Annotated in this window: 22 protein-coding genes and 1 pseudogene; 16 read left to right on the top strand and 7 right to left on the bottom strand. The window is 56.6% G+C overall.

All coding sequences use genetic code 11. The features are described 5' to 3' along the window. The first annotated feature begins 47 nt into the window (after positions 1-47). From AC1D2L_RS01940 to AC1D2L_RS01925, 4 genes are all read left to right on the top strand, one after another. Positions 48-1100, top strand: coding sequence for a polysaccharide deacetylase family protein (locus tag AC1D2L_RS01940; protein ID WP_476844118.1), 1053 nt, complete (start codon positions 48-50; stop codon positions 1098-1100). 98 nt (positions 1101-1198) lie between these two features. Then, a complete protein-coding gene (locus AC1D2L_RS01935; RefSeq protein WP_476844117.1) occupies positions 1199-1729 on the top strand; it encodes a CoA-binding protein in 531 nt (176 codons plus the stop codon). A gap of 110 nt (positions 1730-1839) precedes the next feature. Next, positions 1840-3063, top strand: a complete 1224-nt coding sequence (locus tag AC1D2L_RS01930; RefSeq protein ID WP_476844116.1) for an FAD-dependent oxidoreductase — start codon at positions 1840-1842, stop codon at positions 3061-3063. A gap of 68 nt (positions 3064-3131) precedes the next feature. Then, positions 3132-4409: an O-acetylhomoserine aminocarboxypropyltransferase gene (locus tag AC1D2L_RS01925; protein ID WP_476844115.1), complete on the top strand. Its 1278-nt coding sequence runs from the start codon at positions 3132-3134 to the stop codon at positions 4407-4409. Positions 4410-4514: 105 nt separating this feature from the next. On the opposite strand, the gene AC1D2L_RS01920 is transcribed toward AC1D2L_RS01925, so the two are convergent. Beyond that, a complete protein-coding gene (locus tag AC1D2L_RS01920; protein ID WP_476844656.1) occupies positions 4515-5540 on the bottom strand; it encodes a COX15/CtaA family protein in 1026 nt (341 codons plus the stop codon). Between the two features lie 151 nt (positions 5541-5691). On the opposite strand from AC1D2L_RS01920, the gene AC1D2L_RS01915 reads away from it, so the two are divergent. After that, positions 5692-5904 (top strand): DUF2842 domain-containing protein, encoded by a 213-nt coding sequence (locus AC1D2L_RS01915; protein WP_476844114.1) that lies wholly within the window; start codon positions 5692-5694, stop codon positions 5902-5904. 20 nt (positions 5905-5924) lie between these two features. Here AC1D2L_RS01915 and AC1D2L_RS01910 read toward each other — a convergent pair whose 3' ends face one another. Then, positions 5925-6737 carry an enoyl-CoA hydratase gene (locus AC1D2L_RS01910; RefSeq protein ID WP_476844113.1) on the bottom strand — a complete coding sequence of 271 codons (813 nt, stop codon included), beginning with the start codon at positions 6735-6737 and terminating at the stop codon, positions 5925-5927. Between the two features lie 104 nt (positions 6738-6841). On the opposite strand from AC1D2L_RS01910, the gene AC1D2L_RS01905 reads away from it, so the two are divergent. The 4 genes from AC1D2L_RS01905 to AC1D2L_RS01890 all read left to right on the top strand — a co-directional run bounded on the left by AC1D2L_RS01905 (position 6842) and on the right by AC1D2L_RS01890 (position 9976). Next, positions 6842-7258: a PaaI family thioesterase gene (locus AC1D2L_RS01905; RefSeq protein WP_476844112.1), complete on the top strand. Its 417-nt coding sequence runs from the start codon at positions 6842-6844 to the stop codon at positions 7256-7258. Between the two features lie 300 nt (positions 7259-7558). Next, on the top strand, positions 7559-8020 hold the full coding sequence (rplM, locus tag AC1D2L_RS01900; protein ID WP_476844111.1) for a 50S ribosomal protein L13: 462 nt from the start codon (positions 7559-7561) through the stop codon (positions 8018-8020). A 2-nt stretch (positions 8021-8022) separates the two neighbouring features. Continuing rightward, on the top strand, positions 8023-8502 hold the full coding sequence (rpsI, locus tag AC1D2L_RS01895) for a 30S ribosomal protein S9 (RefSeq protein WP_476844110.1): 480 nt from the start codon (positions 8023-8025) through the stop codon (positions 8500-8502). A 160-nt stretch (positions 8503-8662) separates the two neighbouring features. Next, positions 8663-9976, top strand: coding sequence for a tyrosine-type recombinase/integrase (locus AC1D2L_RS01890; RefSeq protein WP_476844109.1), 1314 nt, complete (start codon positions 8663-8665; stop codon positions 9974-9976). A gap of 15 nt (positions 9977-9991) precedes the next feature. On the opposite strand, the gene AC1D2L_RS01885 is transcribed toward AC1D2L_RS01890, so the two are convergent. From AC1D2L_RS01885 to AC1D2L_RS01875, 3 genes are read right to left on the bottom strand one after another with little or no spacing between them, the layout of a single operon-like run. Continuing rightward, the gene (locus AC1D2L_RS01885) at positions 9992-10471 is read right to left on the bottom strand and encodes a hypothetical protein (protein WP_476844108.1); all 480 of its coding nucleotides are present in this window, start codon (positions 10469-10471) and stop codon (positions 9992-9994) included. Next, the gene (locus AC1D2L_RS01880) at positions 10471-10839 is read right to left on the bottom strand and encodes a DUF4435 domain-containing protein (RefSeq protein ID WP_476844107.1); all 369 of its coding nucleotides are present in this window, start codon (positions 10837-10839) and stop codon (positions 10471-10473) included. Before AC1D2L_RS01880 ends, AC1D2L_RS01885 begins: the two co-directional genes overlap by 1 nt. After that, positions 10832-12217, bottom strand: a complete 1386-nt coding sequence (locus tag AC1D2L_RS01875; RefSeq protein WP_476844106.1) for an AAA family ATPase — start codon at positions 12215-12217, stop codon at positions 10832-10834. Before AC1D2L_RS01875 ends, AC1D2L_RS01880 begins: the two co-directional genes overlap by 8 nt. 342 nt (positions 12218-12559) lie before the next feature. On the opposite strand from AC1D2L_RS01875, the gene AC1D2L_RS01870 reads away from it, so the two are divergent. The 7 genes and pseudogenes from AC1D2L_RS01870 (at position 12560) to AC1D2L_RS01840 (ending at position 17128) form a co-directional block, all read left to right on the top strand. Beyond that, positions 12560-13123 carry a recombinase family protein gene (locus AC1D2L_RS01870; RefSeq protein WP_476844105.1) on the top strand — a complete coding sequence of 188 codons (564 nt, stop codon included), beginning with the start codon at positions 12560-12562 and terminating at the stop codon, positions 13121-13123. A gap of 199 nt (positions 13124-13322) precedes the next feature. Beyond that, positions 13323-14048 carry a hypothetical protein gene (locus AC1D2L_RS01865; RefSeq protein ID WP_476844104.1) on the top strand — a complete coding sequence of 242 codons (726 nt, stop codon included), beginning with the start codon at positions 13323-13325 and terminating at the stop codon, positions 14046-14048. Positions 14049-14141: 93 nt separating this feature from the next. Next, positions 14142-14342, top strand: coding sequence for a hypothetical protein (locus AC1D2L_RS01860; protein WP_476844103.1), 201 nt, complete (start codon positions 14142-14144; stop codon positions 14340-14342). 4 nt (positions 14343-14346) lie between these two features. Then, a complete protein-coding gene (locus AC1D2L_RS01855; protein WP_476844102.1) occupies positions 14347-14496 on the top strand; it encodes a hypothetical protein in 150 nt (49 codons plus the stop codon). Beyond that, positions 14486-14677, top strand: a complete 192-nt coding sequence (locus AC1D2L_RS01850) for a hypothetical protein (RefSeq protein ID WP_476844101.1) — start codon at positions 14486-14488, stop codon at positions 14675-14677. The genes AC1D2L_RS01855 and AC1D2L_RS01850 overlap by 11 nt, the downstream gene beginning before the upstream one ends. Before the next feature lie 209 nt (positions 14678-14886). After that, positions 14887-15390: pseudogene (locus AC1D2L_RS01845) on the top strand (transposase); the annotation flags it as partial. Between the two features lie 409 nt (positions 15391-15799). Then, positions 15800-17128 carry a S1 family peptidase gene (locus AC1D2L_RS01840; RefSeq protein ID WP_476844100.1) on the top strand — a complete coding sequence of 443 codons (1329 nt, stop codon included), beginning with the start codon at positions 15800-15802 and terminating at the stop codon, positions 17126-17128. A gap of 248 nt (positions 17129-17376) precedes the next feature. Here AC1D2L_RS01840 and AC1D2L_RS01835 read toward each other — a convergent pair whose 3' ends face one another. Beyond that, on the bottom strand, positions 17377-18231 hold the full coding sequence (locus AC1D2L_RS01835; protein WP_476844099.1) for a zinc metalloprotease: 855 nt from the start codon (positions 18229-18231) through the stop codon (positions 17377-17379). Continuing rightward, entirely contained in the window at positions 18228-19181 is a 954-nt protein-coding gene (locus AC1D2L_RS01830; protein WP_476844098.1) for a glycoside hydrolase family 25 protein, read from the bottom strand. Before AC1D2L_RS01830 ends, AC1D2L_RS01835 begins: the two co-directional genes overlap by 4 nt. Positions 19182-19691 lie beyond the last annotated feature (510 nt).

The raw sequence follows: 19691 nt of genomic DNA, 5'->3' as shown, positions 1-19691 counted from the left end.
GGAGGATCGGCAAACAGCGTTAGCGAGCGGTTGCTGCGGAAGGTCGGATGAGCCTGCGTCACAAAGCCTTCTCCGCCATCTTCAAGGCGATCGCTTTGACCGGCGCCGACCGCTGGGGCAGGGGGCTCGCGCAGGGGGCAGGCATGATACTGACGCTGCACCATGTGCGGCCCGCTGCCGCCGAAGGTTTCCAGCCCAACCGCCTGCTGGAGATCACGCCGGAATTCCTCGACGCGACGCTAAGCCTGATCAGGGCCGAGGGCTACGATATCGTCTCGCTGGACGAAGCCGTCTCCCGCCTGACCGACCCCAGGCCCGGACGCTTCTTCGTGGCCCTGACCTTCGATGACGGCTATCGCGACAATCTCGATCATGCCTGGCCGGTGCTCGCGAAGCATAACGCGCCCTGGACGCTGTTCGTGACGCCTGGCTTTGCCGACCGCAGCGCCCGGCTCTGGTGGCTCGAACTGGAGGAGGTCATCCGGGCCCTGCCGGCCATCTCGCTCGCGCTTCCCGATGGGGTCTTTTCGGCCCGCACCGAAAGCGACACCGAGAAGCTGCGAGCGTTCGACACGCTCTACTGGCGTCTGCGCAACCAGCCGGAAGCGATTCTACTCGCGGCGATTTCCGAACTCATCCAGCACGCCGGCATCGACTCTGCAGCGCTCGTCGAGCGCGAGTGCCTGCCCTGGGAGACGCTGCGCGCTCTGGCCGGCGCACCCGGGGTCACCATCGGCGCCCATACGATGACCCACCCCATGCTCGCCAAGCACGATGCCGACTTTGCGCGCGAGGAGATCGTTGCGAGCAAGCTGCGCCTCGAAACGGAGCTGGATACGCCCATCCGCCATTTCGCCTACCCGGTCGGCGATCCCACCGCGGCCGGCCCCCGCGAATTCGCGTTTGCAGATGAGGCCGGCTTTACCAGCGCGGTGACGACGCGTCCGGGCCACCTTTTCTCGGATCACGCGACGCATCTGCAGGCTCTGCCGCGTGTCTCCCTCAACGGATACCACCAGAGCGAGGCTGCGGTGCGGGCGCTGTTGTCGGGCTTGCCGTTCCTGTTCTGGAACCGGGGGCGGCGGCTCAACCTCGCGTGAGCGCGGTCGTCCCCGCGCCGGCAGGGCTTTCCCGCAGATTGCGATCGGCGTAGCAAAGGGCGACAGCCACGCCCTTGCGGCACTGCCGGATCTTCCCGATGAACCACGATGCCTATGCCGACAGCCTGATCCGCGAGATCCTGAAGAGCGTGAAGCGTATCGCGCTGGTCGGCGCCTCCGCGAGCGAGGCGCGTCCGAGCTGGATCGTGACGAAGTACCTGCTCGATCGCGGCTATGACGTCGTGCCGGTCAACCCTGGCCTGGCGGGGCAGACGCTGCTCGGCAAGACCGTCTATGCCTCGCTAAGGGACATCCCCGGCGCGATCGACATGGTCGAGATCTTCCGCAATTCGGAAGCCGCCGGGCCGATCACCGATGAAGCCCTGGCGCTCGATCCCTTGCCGAAGGTGATCTGGATGCAGCTTTCGGTGCGCAACGACGAAGCCGCCGCACGGGCCGAGGCGAAGGGCGTCACCGTGATCATGAATCGCTGCCCGAAGATCGAATATGGCCGTCTCTCCGGCGAGATCGGCTGGCAGGGCATCAATTCGAGGATACTTTCCTCCAAGAAGCCGGTTCTCGCCGGAAAGGGTTTTCAGAAGCTGACGATCCACCGGCCGGGTACGTGAGCGCTTCTCCGTCATTGCGAGCGCGAGCGAAGCAATCCAGGGGGCGTAGCGCTCTACGATGTTGGATTGCTTCGCTTCGCTCGCAATGACGTAATGTCGAGGGGACGATGATGGAAACCTTGACCACCACCTGCTGCATCGCCGGCGGCGGCCCCGCCGGGATGATGCTTGGATTCCTGCTGGCGCGCGCCGGTGTCGATGTCGTCGTCCTCGAAAAGCACGCCGACTTCCTGCGCGATTTCCGCGGCGACACAATCCATCCCTCCACGCTTCAGTTGATGCACGAGCTTGGGCTTCTCGATGAGTTCCTGAAGCTGCCGCACACCAAGGAAGACGATATCGTCGCGCGCTTCGGCAATGATGCCATTACCATCGCCGATTTCAGCCATCTGCCGGTCAAGGCGCCCTATGTCGCCTTCATGCCGCAATGGGATTTCCTCGATTTCCTCGCCGATCGCGGCCGCGAGATCCCGCGCTTTCGCTTGCTGATGAACGCGAAGGGGCTAGAGCCGATCGAGCAGGGCGGCCGCGTCACCGGCCTCAAGGCGCAGACGCCCGATGGCGAGATCGCGATCATGGCCGATCTGGTCGTGGCTGCTGACGGCCGCAGTTCCGACATCCGCAAGGCCGCTGGCTTCGCCGTCACGACGCTGGGCGCGCCCATGGATGTGCTGTGGTTTCGCCTGTCGCGCCGGCCGACCGACGACAACCAGACCTTTGGCCAGATCGCGCAGGGCCGCTTCATGGTCATGCTTAACCGCACCGACTACTGGCAGTGCGCCTTCGTCATTCCCAAGGGCTCGCTCGAACGCATGCGGGCGGCCGGACTGGATGTGTTCCGGCGCGATCTCGTCGCGCTTTCGCCGATGATTGCCGATCGCGTCGGGGAGTTGGCAAGCTGGGACGACGTCAAGCTGCTTTCGGTGGCGGTCGACCGGCTGGAGCGCTGGTGGAAGCCGCGGCTGCTCTGCATCGGAGACGCCGCGCACGCGATGTCGCCGATTGGCGGCGTCGGCGTGAACCTCGCGATCCAGGACGCAGTCGCAACCGCCAACCTCCTGGCGAGGCCGCTGCGCGAAAGGCGCGTGTCGGACGCAGACCTTGCCGCCGTGCAGGAGCGCCGGATGTTTCCGACGCGGATGACACAGTCGATGCAGATCGCCATCCAGAACCGGGTGATCTCGCCATTGCTGACGGGCACCACGCCAGTCAAGCCGCCTTTCGCGATAGGCCTGCTGAAATGGTTTCCTCTGCTGCGCCGGATCCCGGCCCGGCTCGTCGGCATGGGGGTCAGGCCCGAGCATATTGGCCCCGAACTGGCGCCGCGCCCTTGAATTGACGGCGAACGGGTCGTTCGATAAAACGAACGCCTGTCTTGCAACCAGAATATCGAGGGAACATCATGTCAGATCGCGCACCGGGTTTCAGCACGCTCGCCATCCATGCCGGTGCGGCCCCTGACGCAGCGACCGGCGCGCGCGCGACGCCGATCTACCAGACCACAAGTTTCGTCTTCGACGACGTCGATCACGCCGCCTCGCTCTTCGGCCTGCAGGCGTTCGGCAACATCTATTCCCGCATCGGCAACCCGACCAACGCCGTGCTCGAGGAGCGTGTTGCGGCCCTGGAAGGTGGCACAGCAGCGCTTGCTGTGGCCTCGGGCCACGCCGCCGAGTTCCTCTGCTTCCATGCGCTGATGCAGCCGGGCGACGAGTTCGTTGCCGCCAAGAAGCTCTATGGCGGCTCGATCAACCAATTCAACCACTCCTACAAGAACTTTGGCTGGAGCGTGATCTGGGCCGATTCCGACGATCTCGAGAGCTTTGCCGCGGCGGTGACGCCCAAGACCAAGGCAATCTTCATCGAGTCCATCGCCAACCCCGGCGGCGTCGTGGTCGATATCGCCGGCATCGCGGCGATCGCCAAGAAGCACAACATCCCGCTCATCGTCGACAACACGATGGCGAGCCCCTACCTGATCCGTCCCTTCGAGCATGGCGCCGACATCGTGGTGCACTCGGCCACGAAGTTCCTCGGCGGGCACGGCAATTCGGTCGCCGGCATCATCGTCGACGGCGGCTCGTTCAACTGGGTCGGCGACGAGCGCTACCCCATGCTGTCCAAGCCGCGGCCGGAATATAACGGCATGATCCTGGGCGAGACCTTTGGCAATTTCGCCTTCGCCATCGCCACCCGCGTGCTCGGCCTGCGCGACATGGGCCCGGCGCTCTCGCCCTTTAACGCCTTCATGATCCTGACCGGCATCGAGACCCTGCCGCTGCGCATGCAGCGCCATTGCGAGAATGCGCTCGCCGTCGCCAAGCACCTCTCGACGCACCCCGCGATCGAGTGGGTCAGCTATGCCAGCCTGCCGGGCACCAAATATTACGAGCTTGCCCAGCGCTATTCGCCCAAGGGTGGCGGCGCGGTCATGACAATCGGCCTGAAGGGCGGCTACGACGCCGGCGTGAAGCTGGTCTCGGACCTGAAGCTGTTCTCGCATCTGGCCAATATCGGCGACACCCGTTCGCTGGTGATCCACCCGGCCTCGACCACCCATCGCCAACTCACCGACGCGCAGAAGACCGCCTCGGGCGCGGGTCCGGAGGTGGTGCGCCTCTCGATCGGTCTGGAAGACGTCGCCGACCTCATCGACGATCTCGACCAGGCGCTGGGCTGAGCCAAAACCTCCAGCGTCATTGCGAGCGGAGCGAAGCAATCCAGGAGGACGTAGCGCTCTGTCGCTGCTGGATTGCTTCGCTTACGCTCGCAATGACGGGGTGCGCTACGACGCCGAACTGCGCGTCACATGGACCACGGTCATCGCCAGCACGGCGAAGGCGAGAGCCTGATGCGCGAGACCAGCCCAGACCGGCACCACCAGCAGCAGCGTGACGATGCCCAGTGCCGCCTGTGCGACTGTCATGCCCGCAATCGCGGTCGCCCGCTTCGCACCACCTGAGCCCGGCGCGGCGCGGCGCAGCGCGGCTCCATGCCAGAGCGCGACGCCCAGCAGCACATAGGCGCCGATCCGGTGATTGAACTGCACCAGCGCGAGGTTATCGACGAAATTCTCCCAGAAGGGCGTCTTCGCAAACAGCGTGTCGGCGCCGGGCACCAGCGCGCCATCCATCAGCGGCCAGCTGTTATAGGTGAAGCCGGCCTTGGAGCCCGCCACCAGTCCTCCGAGCGCGATCTGTATGAAGGTCAGCGCCATTAGCAGCCACGCCACGCCACGCGCTCGCGCCGGCTCGGTCCGGCGGGGCGGCGTCAGCCAGGTCGCGAAGGCGACGACCGAGGCGAAGAACAGGCCCGCAAAAGTCAGGTGCAATGTCAGCTTGACCGGCGCGACGGCGACCATGCCGGGTTCGAGCCCCGACGCGACCATGATCCAGCCGATCGCGCCCTGCAGGCCGAGCAGCAGCCCCATGGCGAAGATCGTGAGCGTCTGGCGCCACGGCAGGAGGCGTCGCGCGGCAATGACCAGGAACCCGGCAAGGAACACGAAGCCGATGAAACGGCCGAGCTGGCGGTGGCCCCATTCCCACCAGTAGATGAACTGGAACTCGCCCAGGCTCATGCCGGCGTTCAGCAACTGGTATTGGGGGCTGGCGCGGTACTTCTCGAACTCGCTCGCCCAGACTTCGGCCGAGAGAGGGGGCAGGGCGCCGGTGATCGGCTTCCATTCGGTGATCGAGAGCCCGGAGCCGGTCAGCCGCGTCGCGCCGCCGACGACGATCATCAGGAAGACGAGCGCCGCTACGATCCAGAGCCAGCGGCGGATGCCGGCATGGCTCGCGGCGCTTTTCATCGTGGGGAGGGCGTGATTCAGGGCTGTGGTCACTGGGCCGGGGCCTTCGGTCGCATCTTACGCGCTTCACAAGCGCCTTTGGCGGTGACAGATAGACCGCTCGCAAAAACGCGACAACGTCCGCATTGCCGCAGCCGCGGCGGAGATCGCCATGACCCAGAGCCACCGCAAGCTGATCGGCACCGTCGTGATCCTGGTCTTCGTCTGCGTTTACGCGCTCGTCGCGATGGCGCTGGCGCAGGGGCGCATCACCGAGGCGCCGAAGATATGGCAGACAGTCGCCTATGTCGCCCTGGGCCTGGCCTGGGTCCTGCCGCTGCTGCCGCTCATCCGCTGGATGGAGCGCAAGGACACGAACCGCTGAGGCGCAAGCCCCGTCGCAACTCAACCCTCCCAGACCGGCGCCCGCTTCTCCATGAAGGCGCCGATGCCTTCCTCCGCGTCGCGCGCGAGCATGTTCTCGGCCATGATCGCCGAGGCGTGGTCATAGGCCGCGCTCAAGCCCATCTCGCGCTGTTCGTAGAAGGCGCGCTTGCCGATCTTGACCGTGGCTGGCGATTTCGAGGCGATGACGCCGGCCAGCCGCTGCGCCTCTGCCAGCGCCTCGCCAGCCGGTACCACCCGGTTGACCAGTCCCATCCGGGACGCCTCCGTGGCAGGCACCATCTCTCCGAGCAGCAGCATCTCCAGCGCGTGCTTGGCCGAAAGGTTGCGCGATAGCGCGACCATCGGTGTCGAGCAGAACAGGCCGATATGAACGCCCGGCGTACAGAATTTCGCCGCTGCGCCGGCCACGGCGAGGTCGCAGCTTGCCACCAGTTGGCAGCCGGCGGCGGTCGCCGTGCCTTCCACCGCAGCGATGACAGGTTGGGGCAGGGCGGTGATCTGCTGCATCACGGCCGAGCATCTCCCGAGAACATCTGCGAAATAGGCGCGGCCCCGGTCGGCATCGGCCCGATGCGCGCTCATCTCCTTCAAGTCGTGCCCCGCGGAGAACACGGGCCCGCCCGCTGACAGCACCACGGCCCGTACTGAGCTGTCGGCGGCGATGGACGCAAAGCTCTCGCTTAGCGCCGCCAGCATCGCCTCACTCAATGGGTTGCGCGAGGCGGGCCGGTTGAGCGTCAGGGTCGCGACGCCGTCATGGTCCTCGCGCAACAGGATGGGCGCGGATTCGGTGCGGGCATGGGCATTCATGGCAAGGCCTTTCGCATTTAGACGCATTGTCGGGGCGCGGCCGTCATGCTGCAAGAGGAGCCATGTCCGATCAGCTTCGAGTTCGCGCTCCCATGACGACCCGCATGACCGCCTCCGAGGTAGAGGCCTATCTCGATCAGGTCTTCCCGCAGATCCATCATGGCGGACGCACCTACTTCGTCGAAGAGGTTGGCCCGATGACGGCGCGGATGCGCTGCGACTATCACGAGCGGCACCTGCGGCCGGGCGGGACGATCTCGGGCCCCACCATGATGGCACTGGCCGATCTCGCGCTCTATGTCGCGATCTTGGCCCAGATCGGTCCCGTCGGCCTCGCCGTCACGACGAGCCTCAACTACAATTTCCTGCGTAAGCCCGGGCAGGCGGCGCTGATCGGGGAGGCCCGGCTGCTGAAGCTCGGCAAAAGGCTGGCAGTCGGAGAGGTCTCGCTGTTCTCTCAAGGCGAGAGCGAAATGGTCTGCCACGCGACGGGGACCTATTCGATTCCAGCCGATCGCTAGGGCCAGGTCCGTGATTCCTCGGTGTGCCACGCTGGGCGCACGCGCTCTTCGGCGGGCCATGAGCCGTTCCTGATGACCGTGCGCGAGGTCGGTCGGGAGGATCCTGGTCGCGGAGGACGAAAAAAGATGCGGTATCTAAATACCGTTTTGCGCATTTCGCTGAAAACAATGCGTTTTTCGGGATCTGGCGCTTATTGTCATGCTTGACAACCCGCCACCTGCCCCTTAGTCCCCACCTCACATCGCCGCCGGTCTCCGGCGGCTTGTCATTTTCTCTCAAGCCACCGAAGGGGTGCCGCGATGAAGACCATCTCGCTCAAGCCCGCCGATGTCGAAAAGAAATGGGTTGTGATCGACGCCTCCGGGCTCGTCGTCGGCCGTCTCGCCGCAGTTGTGGCGTTGCGTCTGCGTGGCAAGCACAAGGCTGCCTACACTCCCCATGTCGACTGCGGCGACAATATCATCGTCATCAATGCCGATAAGATCGTCCTGACTGGCCGCAAGCGCGACCAGAAGGTCTATTATCACCACACCGGTTTCGCCGGCGGCATCAAGGAGCGCTCCGCCAAGTTCATTCTCGAAGGTCGCTTCCCCGAGCGGATCGTCGAGAAGGCTGTCGAGCGCATGCTGCCCCGCGGCCCGCTGTTCCGCCAGATCCTCGGCAATCTGCGCGTCTACAAGGGCGCTGAGCATCCCCACGCAGCCCAGTCGCCGGAGGCGCTCGACGTCGCCGCGCTCAACCGCAAGAATGCGAGGGTCTGATCATGGCAGAGGTTCTCCAGTCTCTCGAGCAGCTCGGCCAGGTCGCCAAGACCGCGCAGCCGGATGCTCCCGTCCACGTCAAGAAGGTCGACGCCCAGGGCCGCGCCTATGCCACCGGCAAGCGCAAGAACGCCATCGCCCGCGTCTGGATCAAGCCGGGCACCGGCAAGATCACGGTCAACACCCGTGATCAGGAAGTCTACTTCGCACGTCCCGTGCTCCGCATGGTTCTGCAGCAGCCGCTGATCCTCGTCGAGCGCCTGACCCAGTACGACGTCGTCGTCACGGTCAAGGGCGGCGGCCTCTCCGGCCAGGCCGGTGCGGTTCGTCACGGCATCTCCAAGGCGCTGACCTTCTTCGAGCCCGAGCTTCGCAGCCCGCTCAAGAAGGGTGGCTTCCTGACCCGCGACTCGCGTGTCGTCGAGCGTAAGAAGTTCGGTAAGGCCAAGGCCCGCCGCAGCTTCCAGTTCTCGAAGCGCTAAACAAACGCTCGAAAAGCGGTTGTTTTTCAGGGGGTTGGCAGAAATGCCAACCCCCTTTTCCGTTTGACACGATCCTTGTAACGCCTTGACGTCTCGAAGCTTCCAGTTTCAACATTCGGCATCGCGTTGACGCGACCAGATAAGGAATGGCGGAAACGCGATGGCATACGAGAACAAACACGTGTTCCGAGATGGGCGGATTGTTCTCTACACTCGCAAAGACGGAGGAGTCTTCCATGCCCGCCTATCGGTAGACGGTGTCGACGATTATGTGACGAAATCCACAAAAGAGCGCTCGCTCGATAGAGCGCGAGAGTTCGCTGAGAACCTCTATGACGATCTTCGCTACAAGGTCCGCCATGGGGAGAGCATCGGCGTCCAGACGTTTCGTAGCATCTGGGATCGCTGGCTCCGTACTCATCAGCAAGGCCTATCCGAGCACCGCAAGCGATACATTATCGGAACAGCGAACCGCTATCTGATCCCTTTCATGGGCTCAAAGCAGGTCGGCGAGATCAATGACAAGCTCATCAGCGCCTACTGGGACTGGCGGATAGGCTATTGGGCTTCGGATGAAGGCCAAGCCAAAATCGATAAGGCTGCGAAAACACGCACAACGAAGGCTAGGCCATACAAGCAGAAACTGGGCAACGTTGCGAAAAAACCCGCGCAAAAGACGTTGGACATGGAAAAAACAGTCCTTGGTCAAGTGCTAAGTTGGGCGCACCGAAACGGTATCATAAACCGGCTCCCGAATTTGAAACCGCCGAGGGTCAAAATCGGGAAGGGAACCGAGCGTCGTCCCGCTTTTGAACTTGAGGAATGGAAGGCACTGTACAGATTCCTGAGAGTCTGGGTCAAAGAGGGAGCTCCAGAGGAGGGAGTGACACCCAAGAAAGGTCCTCATGAACTGCACCGCTGGCAGCGCGAGATGCTCCGAAATTACGTGATGTTTATGGCCTCAAGTGGCCTCCGGCCGAATGAGGCTAGGCAATTGAGGTGGAAGGACGTGACGCCTCACCAAGACGACAACGGAAATGCCCACGTCATCATCTATGTCAACCCCCAGACCAAAACCGGTGCACGGGAATGCATCCCACTCCGAAACGCGCCTACGCTCCTCGAGCGGATTAAGGCTTCCAGCAATCGAACTGACGAAAATGACCTAATATTTTCGGACCGCGCGGGAAATAAAATTGAGAACTTCGGGAAAACCTTCAAATCCGTTTTAATGAAATCTAACTTGCTAAAAGACCGCTTCGGGAAGGACAGGACGATATACAGCCTTAGGCACACGTACGCGACATTCCGAATTCGATATGGAGGAGTTAATATTGAGGCTTTGGCTTCGAACATGGGAACCTCGCCTACAATTATATTCCAGCATTATCGACATATCGCGAACCCCGAAATTGCTGATATGCTAGGCGGAAAATTCTACGCGAATCAAAGTAGAAAAGGGTTATTTCTTTAAAAACAGCTGCTGAACTTAAGCGCTTTTTAAAAATTTATGCAGGCCTTTCTCGTAAGACAAGTCAAAATAACTTGCAAGGAGGAGTTTGAATTGATCAGTGTTTCCGCCGAAGTTAGCGGTTTTCTTGAAGCGGGATAGCAACAGCGGAATGAGATAGTCTTTACCTGATATGAGCTTAAAAATATCAAGCTTAGAAAATCTTTTCCTAATAGATTTCCTTCTCGAATTGTATTTCTTAAAACCTACTTTCGAGATAATGGCCTGAGAAAGAGCTTTAATCCTGAGCGCGATTTTCGATCTATCAACTTTCATCTGTCTAGCTGACTGTTGGCACAGACGGCCTACTCCGTAGTTTGTTGTAACAAGCCCGGTTTTGAAGTGGTGCGCTGTTGCATACAATAAAAACAGGCTGCCAAAGTCACGTTTAGCATCATTGATCCATTTATCAATGCAGACTACGTCATAGACATCTTGGGCGGACTGCGTAGCCGACATCACTCCGCAAGCCGCCAATATTGCCTTTTTTTTGACAGAAGCAGATTTTCAATGCAGTAGGCCCTGAGAGCATGAAAGTATTTTAACTGCCGTACCTTCTTGCCGCAAAGATGGTCCAGATCGCCGTCGACAAGATAAATCTTCCTTCTACCGTCGTTAGCCTGATCAATAGAACAGGCGTCAATAACATTTTTCTTGCTTCCAAGCATGTTAACGCTGGTGAGTTTGACGTTCGATCCGAATGCTTTCTGTATTATCTGAAGCCACATGTTGGCAGAAGAGGTATCCTCAACGTAGACCTCTATGTCGTTGGATCGTCTTTTCAGAAAGCCGAGTGCCCTTGCGGCGCGCGCTGAATATTTAACCACGCACTCCTCCAACTCGCTTTGAATCGAGATCGATGCAATTAACGACTCTATCGAGAATGATAGAAGGAGAGTGAGTCGACATGATATACTGTACGTTAGGATTTGCCGAAAGCACGCTATCTACGAACATTTCTTGCCACTGGACATGAAGAGAAAGCTCCGGCTCATCAATAATGAAAACATTTGCATTCTGAGCGGACGGATTGAAAAACAGGTGTGTAATGATGACGAAAATCTGTGATTCTCCAGAAGAAAGAGAAGTGATATCTCGTTGATCATCGTTGCCGCCAATGCTAACTTTAATTTCCCCGCGTTCAGAAAAATAAATCCGTTTGCCATTGTCACCAAGAAAGCGGTTGACCATAATCTCGTATTGACTAAGCTTAGCTCGAATTTTATTGCGCTCTTCGTTGAATTCAACAACCTTTGAAACAATGCCACTAAATTTACGCATTTGGTATTTGTTTGATGACCAACTAAGCACAGCTGACATCAAAATCGAGTTATTCGAAATCTTATCCCAGAAATCGTCTGAAGGTTCCTGTTGCTTAAGTACTTTTGAGTGATCTTCCATCGACTGAAGAAATTTAGAAACCTGCCGACGTAGGCGCTCCCGGGGCACAGCCAGGATTTGAGGCAGATCGTCAAGTCTGCTTTTGATATCGGCAATGCTTTGCAGGTCCTGAGCTGTTGGCATCGTTAATGCGCCGTATTCCATCTGCTCTTCTGTGGGTAGGAGCAGCAGTATCAGTTCTGTTCTAAGAGCTTTTTCAATGCCTGAGACCTTAACCAAGGTGTCACGGAACTCCTCTTGGGCGAGAACCTCTGCCTCGATAAGGCTGCGGTTCAGCGAGCCGCCAAACACGTTTTTCGAACGGGTCGCCGAATTGGGCTGGAACCGCGACCGGGCGCGGACATTGACAGACCGTGACCTGCGGTCGAGATCAAGAAACATCGGGGTCGGCAAACCGTTGATGTCCTTCATAACAGGATGCTCAACGCTTACGGCCTGAATCTCGGCAAAATGGAGCCGTTCAGCCTCCTCGTTCTTATATGGAGGGGCATACTCATCAAAAACGTATGGTTGAACGACAATAGGATCGCGAGAGGCTGATGTCGAAAGATTTACAAACGCGTCTTTCTTCGATGCCGTTATAACCAGCTCGCGGTTATCATGCTCAACTTCAACGCTTATAGTTCGAAACTCAAGTGATGATAGCGTTGAGATGTTAGGGCTTAGCAGCGCAACAATCGAATTGATGACAGTGGTCTTGCCGCCGCCATTTATACCGGTAAGGAACGTCAGATCATCACGAAATTTGATATCGAAATTAAGGTATCCGTGAATTTCGCTCCCTCGGAAACGTTTTATCTTCATATTTTTTCCTCAAAGACAAAAGGCATACCGGGCATATTGATTCTAATTTGGAGGGCGATGCACATTGCCTGATTGCCGTGCCGTGTCCAGAGGGGACGACTGAATCGAGCAGAATGCGGCGGGCAAGTCTCATCTCCGCTCTGCAGCAGCTCTTGGGCAAGCTGACCAGAAGAGATTGTAACCTAAGCACAGTGAGCCAACGAGGATGGAGCGGAGCGTCCTTTTTTGGGTATGCCCTAAATTGGGATGCGCGCCGATGTCAGATTAGGGTCGTTTTCTAATATTTCTTGACAATTGTCAGTCAATATTATAGACTCTAACCTGACAAAAAAGGAGGAGTTGGTGGCCGGTCAAAGAGTTGGGTACGTTCGTGTCAGCGCGTTTGGTCAAAATGACGAACGGCAGCTGCATGGCGTGTCGCTTGATCGTGTTTTTTCAGATCAAGCTTCCGGGAAAGATGCGGAGCGGCCGGAGCTCAAGCAACTTGTTCATTTCGTGCGTGAAGGCGATACCGTTGTCGTCCATTCAATGGATCGCTTGGCGCGCAATCTTCTGGATTTACGGGGCCTTGTCGATCAGCTGACTCGAAAGGGCGTGACGGTCGAGTTTATCAAGGAGGCAATGACGTTCACCGGCAGGAACGATTCTCCCATGTCGACATTGCTCCTCTCGATGATGGGCGCATTCGCCGAATTTGAGAGGGCTCTAATTCGTGAGCGTCAGGCGGAAGGGATTGCTCTGGCTAAGGCGAAAGGTGCGTACAGGGGCAGGAAGCCGTCACTATCCGCCGCTCAACAATTGGAGTTGAAGGCACGCCTTGAGTCGAGAGAGAGCAAGTCAGACCTCGCGCGATTTTTTAATGTGAGCCGTGAGACTATTTATAAGTACGCCAAGGTATACTTATAGTATGCCAGAACCGCACCGCATGACCGGTATGTTTTTCATCAAATTTCGGTGAAGTTTCTGGCGATGAACGATAAATAAAATTAGGTCTGCGATTTTCTAATCTGATTATTTGGTTGAATAATTTTCCACCCCATCCAGAATGTTGACAGGCACGCATATTTTGTGCGGTCGCGGCGGTAAACGCCCGGATAGAATTATTATGTCTATTGTAGGTACTTCATTAGAGAAAGTGTTAAAGTTGAACATAGAGCCATATTATAAGAAAAACATAGATAACAACGATTTTATATTATGCGTCAAAAAGCATATTGAGTCAATATACTATGGAGAGTGGAATTTGAGCGAAAATATCTACGAAAATATATTCACGATAACGTATCGCTCAGGTTCCCAAGATCCGGAAATATTAATGGCGGATTTTGAAAGGCACAATTTCAGATTCTTCAAATACATAGCTTCTCGAGCAGAGGTAAATAAATATCTCCCATTTCAGCACTCTGGTTATTATTGCGTGGACTGCGCAGGGTCGGAAAGGGGTCGATATATAAGAGACATGACCGATCTTCATATCCATGCTGTTGTGATAGTTCATCCATATTGGAGGGAGCTATTTCTCGAAGGCGCAATTCGCATGGAGGCAGACAGAGTTGGGCAGATGGATTGCGGCCAGAAGAACAGGTATCTGGAGAATGGTTCAAATCCACAGTTCTACGTTGCGCCAATTGACCCGCGAGAGGCGGATGCGTCACGTATGATATCTTACTCGGGTAAAGCTATCTTAGGACAGCGCGGTTTCTATCACGGTCGTGAATCACTATTTGATTTTATGGGCTGCAAAACAGATGAGGCTCGCAATAAGATCAATCTCCGGGCAAGCAAGCGTGTAACCCACTCGGTAAGGCTAGAGAGTCTAACCATCTCCTGATTTGGATGGTGATCCATAGATTAACTGCATCGTCTATCACCAGAGAAAATAAGAATTATACAAATAATAGTGTACGAGAAAAGGAGATAAAAGATGAAATCGTATTCTATTATTGCACAATATGAAATAGGCATGATATTAGATATTGTTTACGCTTTGGGCGACCGATGTGACCCCTATCTTGCGAAGTTGATCGAGCAGATTCTCGCAAATCCGGGTCCGAAATTCCGCACGGTGGCCATTCAAGAGGCTATTTACGAGCTTCTCGAAAAGCACGACCTGCATAAGGACTGATGGCATGAAGCGACTGACCATCTCAATCGGCGATCAGGTCATGCAGAGCGTAGCCTTGGAGGCCCAAAAACTGGCACGTTCCAAGGCCTTCGTCATTCGCCAGATCGTCAAAGCCCATTTCGCCAGAATCGATAGTGCGGCCCATGAAAGATGAGACCCACCACTATGCCTATGTGGGCCATCTGCTGGCCTCCGAACTCATCCGTAGGAACCAATCCGGTGAAGTCGCTTCTGCCGACGAGCTAGAGGCTGCCGTTTTGCGTCTGCTAGCGGCCCGCAAAGTGGGTGGCTTCAAACAGTTCCTTGGCGAGAGCCGCAACACACCTAAGCGATGAATACCACGACCCTCGCACAGGCCCTTGAGCGGCTCCAATGCCCCTCACGGGCCCTTCGGCGCTCCCGCCTAGGTGTCCTGTCAAACGAACCCCTCGACGCCCCCAGTGGCCTTTAAAAGACCAACCAGCGCTAGGTCAGCATGGTCACTGACGTGCTCCCCTGAATTGCTGCCATCGATAAGTTGGGTCCATCGCACACGAGATGGACCATGCGGCGCAGCCGTTTCAGCGAAGATCATTGCGGTGCTGAAGGAGCACGAGGCTGGGGTGAAGACCCAGGACGTGTGCCGCAAGCATGGGATCAGTGACGCGACGCTTTACAAATGGAAGGCGAAGTATGGCGGAATGACCGCCTCGGAGACGGCTCGGCTGCGGACCCTCGAGGACGAGAACCGTCGGCTGAAGAAGCTTCTGGCCGAGCAGTTGCTCGACAACGCCGTGCTGAAGGATCTGCTGGGAAAAAACTGATCACGCCCGCAGACCGGTTTGCGACGGTGGAGCGCGTGATCGCCGATCACGGCTACTCGGAGCGCCGGGCCTGCGGGCTGATCGGAGTAGATCGGTCGAGCTTCCAGTATGACCGCAAGACCGGCGCTGATGCGGCTGTTCGAAAGCGCCTCAAGGAGCTTGCCAACGGGCGCCGCCGGTTCGGCTACCGGCGTCTGGCGATCATGCTGAAACGCGAAGGCGTGCTCATGAATCTGAAGAAGGTCTAATCACCGACAAGCTCGGCTCCTATGGCGCGGCGCAGCGCCAGCTCATGCCGGGGATCGAGCATAGCTCACATAAGGACCCCAACAATCGGACAGCGTATTCGCGTCTGCCTTGACGACGACGAGAGAGCGGGCACTGCAGGGCTTTCGATCACCTGGAAGCTTTCGGCGCTTCGTCGCGATCTTCTGCGGAGATGGACCCACCCGACGCCCCCGCTCAACGGGGGGTGGTCCATCGCACGACGCGCGGATGGTTGCATACGCTTCCCCTTCTGATCCTAACGCAGTTACCAGACGAAGCTTGAGTGCTCACTTGTAATCGAAGCTCGCAGACAAGGAATTCGTCTTGACATTGCTCAGACTTGGCCGTTCAAGTTACTGTCAGCATGACAATGCGAGAATTTTCACTATGGGCAAGAAAGTAACACGAATCGCGATATTCTTTTATGCGCTCCTTCTGAGCAGCGCGGTCGTCGGTCAAACGCCCACAAATAACTATGATAGTGTGGGATACGTAAGAGTAGAAGATGCCCGTGGAGTATTACTCAAGGAGGGAAGCGGACTTTTAATACACAGCAGTGGTTATATACTCACAGCAAAACACTTGTTCCATAATAAAAAGGATTCTGATGTAATTAAGGTTTCATTTAAGGGACGAGATAACCTTATAGATTCCAATCTCGGAGAATGTACTGAAAACCAACTTGATTATTGCCTGCTTGAAATCGACGAAGACGACGTTCCGGAAATTCAATTGCCAAAACTTAAGTGCGTTGTTCCGAGGAGGGAGCATTCGATTACCGTCGCAGGATATCCTTCAGGTGCATCTGTACCTCTACTAGTGAATAGGGGGGAGGTATCCGCGGAGGAACTAGCCAGCGAAGGTAAGGTGCTGATGAGCGTCAGTCTGGCGCGCGGGATGAGTGGAGGGCCTGTTTACGCCAACGGATTCGTTGTGGGGTTGATTTTTGCTGCCTCTGGCGATGTCAAAGCATTCAATCCCATTTCACAAGCTTCCACGTTACTGGTTGCGGCGCAAGTGGAATGCGCAGGCCCGGCGTCTGGCGAACAGTCAATGGACATAATCTACTTTAAGCGCGCCGCAGACGCGGGAAGGGTCGAGCAGGCCCTCACAAACTCTAACTTCACGTACAGGTTTCAGCGTTCGATGGAGCAAGTTCCTTCGAATATACTCACATGCTCACCGGATATCGATATAGAGAAGGTAAAAGCAGTGGCGTCTGCGCTGATAAGCGCCGGCATTAATCTCCGTGCAATTTGGCCACCTGCACCTCTATACACAGGAATACCAAATCGCATGAGCATCGAGTCATATCCACGTCGAGACGTCCGGAATGCCCAGCCAATTACGTTAGAGCAAGTTGCTTCGCTACAGAAGTGCGACTATAATAACATGACCTCTGAGCGTCGCATTTTCTTCAGAACAAGTAATTGCAGTGATTTATACAATGTAATAATTGCATACGTAGACGCCGGTACTGGACAGCTGAAATTTTCCAGAGCTACTAACGTAGGCAGAGACTATCACGAGTTTACAGATACATCGGGTAGGCCCGTTATCACAGCCGACGACAATGTTCATTATTTCATAAAGAACGCACGAACAAATCAGCTCGCCAATTTAGGGCCTCCCAGTAGGGATTTTTCGTTCGCGGATGGCTCTCAAGGAAGCTTCTATTCGCGGGGAACGACGTTTACAATGCCGTGTCGTGGATAGAGCTAGAGGTCAGCCTTTAATTGATGGGCTGTTTTTCGCGCGATGCCCGGTAATCGCAAAAATATGGCGCAAATCCGGGCCGGGAGCGGAGCTAGAACGTCGGCTAGCATCCTTTTTGAACGGTGTTCAGTTCGACCTCGCGTCTGAACCGTGGCCCATCCCATAGCCACCTCACTGTCTGGGCATTGATGAGAGGGGCAATGTCCCGACCTGAGCTCAATCGGGCCCGCGTGGGATGCGAACTGATGTTACTTTTTCTGTCTGTAGAGACCAGACACACAGGCGATGTCGCCGCTAGAAATACCATGCCCGCTTTCGACAATGAGCGGACGCCAGACGCCACTGCTCGTCAGGTAGGATGCCCATCCTTGCGGAATCGGATAGATCATAACGGAGGCTACATCGAAGTTAGGATTGCCAATGCATGCGGCCGATGAATCAAGGCGGCTGAGTATCTGGTCTCGCGTAAGCTGATCGTGCCAACCGCGATCACGCATGTCTTTAAGAACAACAGCCGTGTTCCAACGTATAGCTACGTTTGGAAAGCGATGCTCATGCTGTAGGCCAAGAAAATGACCAAACTCATGCATCACCGTAGTCGCTGAAACATCATCAAAACTCATCGTATGCCTGGTTCGAGCGGTCAGCGCGTTCCGGCCGATGGCTGACCAGTTGATCGTCGCATCAAACGTGACTCTTGCGTGCGCAAGCTCGGAAGGCACATCGAAGCGGAAGTTCACGTACTTTCCGACATCGGTCGACAGCCAGCGTGACGCGTGTTCTCTAACGGCCGCCCTCTGCGACTCCATCCCGTCAACGAAGCTTACGCCAAGGACGATGCGATCCTGATTTTTGTCTAGGTTGTCGTCTTTGGTCCAGACGTCTTGGAGGAAGGCGGATCCGTAGGGGGTGAAGATCAGCGGACCAAGATCAGTGTCGAATTTCAATTCATCCCCGTTGCCCGCAAGCGGATCGAGTACGAAGGGCGCGAGCTTCGGTGGATTGTCGGGGACTGCGCAGATGAACGGCCTTGATTGGGCGTGCGCCTCACAATCGCACAGGGCAAAGAGCCCGCCGGCTATGGCTGCGCGTCGGTCAATCATCGGGATGCGAATTCCTTGAACTCCGCTTCGGTACCTTTGAAGATGTTCGCGTCGAGGCCCCTGGCATAGCCCGTTGTGAGCTTCGCCCGATCAGTGAATTGCCAAAGGTGCCAGGCTCCATCTGTTGGCGTTTTCGGATTCTCAGATGCCTTTCCCGACCGAGAGTAATCGGCTATCCAGAGGCGGTAAGGTTTGAGTTCTTCGAACCGATTTTCGGGAATGCCGCGCTCACGCCACCATGAACGAGACGTATAAATTACAGGCGAGCGTCCCGTCATCTGCTGAACATAGCGAAGCCAAGCAACAGTTTGCTTGATTATATAATCGGCATCGAAATTACGCCAAGCATCGGGAGCGTTTGGCCTCGTGATATCCCACTCTAGATCGACTACCGGAGGCATATCATCAGAAGTGAATCCACCATGCGAGTTAACAAAATTGATGAAGACCTTTGCTTGAGCCTCGCCATCTATACCGGCCGAAAGAAAATGATATGCTCCTCTCTTCGTAGATCCGGCCATCTTCTTCCAGTGGATCCCGAATTTCCCATCTTTGAACCCCGTGCCTTGAGTTGCTTTTGCGTATACAAAAGAAATCCCTTGGCCAGACAACGTTTTGAAATCAATAACTCCCGTGTAATGGCTAATATCGAGTCCAAAGTAGACGTTTTCTCTTGGTATATTGAGTTTATAGTCGAAACCGGCGTCCCGCGGAAACACGAAAGACTCAGGTATAAATGCACCGCCGCTAGCGTCCGGTTGCTGTTGTTGCAGCTCGGCAATACGATCCTTGACGATTAAGGCAAAGAGATCTGCCCTGGATGGCTCGAGTGACAAGTTGCGCAGCTTTTGCGGCGCTTGCGCGGTAGAAACGGCAGGCACCAAAAGCGCGAATAACAGTGTCGCGAGTCCGAAGTTGAAAATGTTAGTGGCCCTGGCAACGAGGTACATCTAACCATCTCCCGTCCCGGATATTCGCATGATGCGCGTCAAGACGACAATGATCAGACTTACCATGTGGAGCGCGGCAGTGCAACGGTCCGCGGACAAGAACGCCGCCATCCCGCAGTTAACGTCATCGCCGTCCACTCACTGATTGTCATTCCAATTGTCGCCCGTTTTGAGTTTTACTGCCCTGACCTTTGCGTTAGGCCAGCCTCGCCGCAAACGGCCATTGATTAGTGTACGAAGGCTGATGCATCGCGGAGCCGTCCACCAACGATCAGGAACACAAGGCCTTTTCGCTGACGCTGTCACGCGTTTTGAGTATGAGCCCCGGGACCTTGGACTGCGTGTCAAGGTAAAACCGTTGACAAATTAATCACAAGAATATTCTGAAGTCATAAGTCTATGTTTTTTAACATAATTTAGAGGCCCCAGTTCTCGAAGCGAAAGCCGGAAGTTGGGAATACATTTTGCACCCTGAAATTCTTGCAGGCGCTGCGGCAGCACGGGATTATC

It is taken from the genome of Allobosea sp. P1_B10, from assembly GCF_056406735.1.
The sequence above is the reverse complement of the archived record's forward strand: the minus strand, read 5'-3'. Positions and strand labels throughout refer to the sequence as shown.

Coding starts and splice junctions, on each gene's coding strand:
- AC1D2L_RS01925 (WP_476844115.1), top strand. CDS start 3,132: ATGTCAGATCGCGCACCGGGTTTCAGCACGCTCGCCATCCATGCCGGT.
- AC1D2L_RS01935 (WP_476844117.1), top strand. CDS start 1,199: ATGAACCACGATGCCTATGCCGACAGCCTGATCCGCGAGATCCTGAAG.
- AC1D2L_RS01915 (WP_476844114.1), top strand. CDS start 5,692: ATGACCCAGAGCCACCGCAAGCTGATCGGCACCGTCGTGATCCTGGTC.
- rplM (WP_476844111.1), top strand. CDS start 7,559: ATGAAGACCATCTCGCTCAAGCCCGCCGATGTCGAAAAGAAATGGGTT.
- AC1D2L_RS01885 (WP_476844108.1), bottom strand. CDS start 10,471: ATGTCGGCTACGCAGTCCGCCCAAGATGTCTATGACGTAGTCTGCATT.
- AC1D2L_RS01890 (WP_476844109.1), top strand. CDS start 8,663: ATGGCATACGAGAACAAACACGTGTTCCGAGATGGGCGGATTGTTCTC.
- AC1D2L_RS01855 (WP_476844102.1), top strand. CDS start 14,347: ATGAAGCGACTGACCATCTCAATCGGCGATCAGGTCATGCAGAGCGTA.
- AC1D2L_RS01910 (WP_476844113.1), bottom strand. CDS start 6,737: ATGAATGCCCATGCCCGCACCGAATCCGCGCCCATCCTGTTGCGCGAG.
- AC1D2L_RS01840 (WP_476844100.1), top strand. CDS start 15,800: ATGGGCAAGAAAGTAACACGAATCGCGATATTCTTTTATGCGCTCCTT.
- AC1D2L_RS01875 (WP_476844106.1), bottom strand. CDS start 12,217: ATGAAGATAAAACGTTTCCGAGGGAGCGAAATTCACGGATACCTTAAT.
- AC1D2L_RS01905 (WP_476844112.1), top strand. CDS start 6,842: ATGACCGCCTCCGAGGTAGAGGCCTATCTCGATCAGGTCTTCCCGCAG.
- rpsI (WP_476844110.1), top strand. CDS start 8,023: ATGGCAGAGGTTCTCCAGTCTCTCGAGCAGCTCGGCCAGGTCGCCAAG.
- AC1D2L_RS01930 (WP_476844116.1), top strand. CDS start 1,840: ATGGAAACCTTGACCACCACCTGCTGCATCGCCGGCGGCGGCCCCGCC.
- AC1D2L_RS01860 (WP_476844103.1), top strand. CDS start 14,142: ATGAAATCGTATTCTATTATTGCACAATATGAAATAGGCATGATATTA.
- AC1D2L_RS01835 (WP_476844099.1), bottom strand. CDS start 18,231: ATGATTGACCGACGCGCAGCCATAGCCGGCGGGCTCTTTGCCCTGTGC.
- AC1D2L_RS01940 (WP_476844118.1), top strand. CDS start 48: ATGAGCCTGCGTCACAAAGCCTTCTCCGCCATCTTCAAGGCGATCGCT.
- AC1D2L_RS01865 (WP_476844104.1), top strand. CDS start 13,323: ATGTCTATTGTAGGTACTTCATTAGAGAAAGTGTTAAAGTTGAACATA.
- AC1D2L_RS01920 (WP_476844656.1), bottom strand. CDS start 5,540: ATGAAAAGCGCCGCGAGCCATGCCGGCATCCGCCGCTGGCTCTGGATC.
- AC1D2L_RS01850 (WP_476844101.1), top strand. CDS start 14,486: ATGAAAGATGAGACCCACCACTATGCCTATGTGGGCCATCTGCTGGCC.
- AC1D2L_RS01830 (WP_476844098.1), bottom strand. CDS start 19,181: ATGTACCTCGTTGCCAGGGCCACTAACATTTTCAACTTCGGACTCGCG.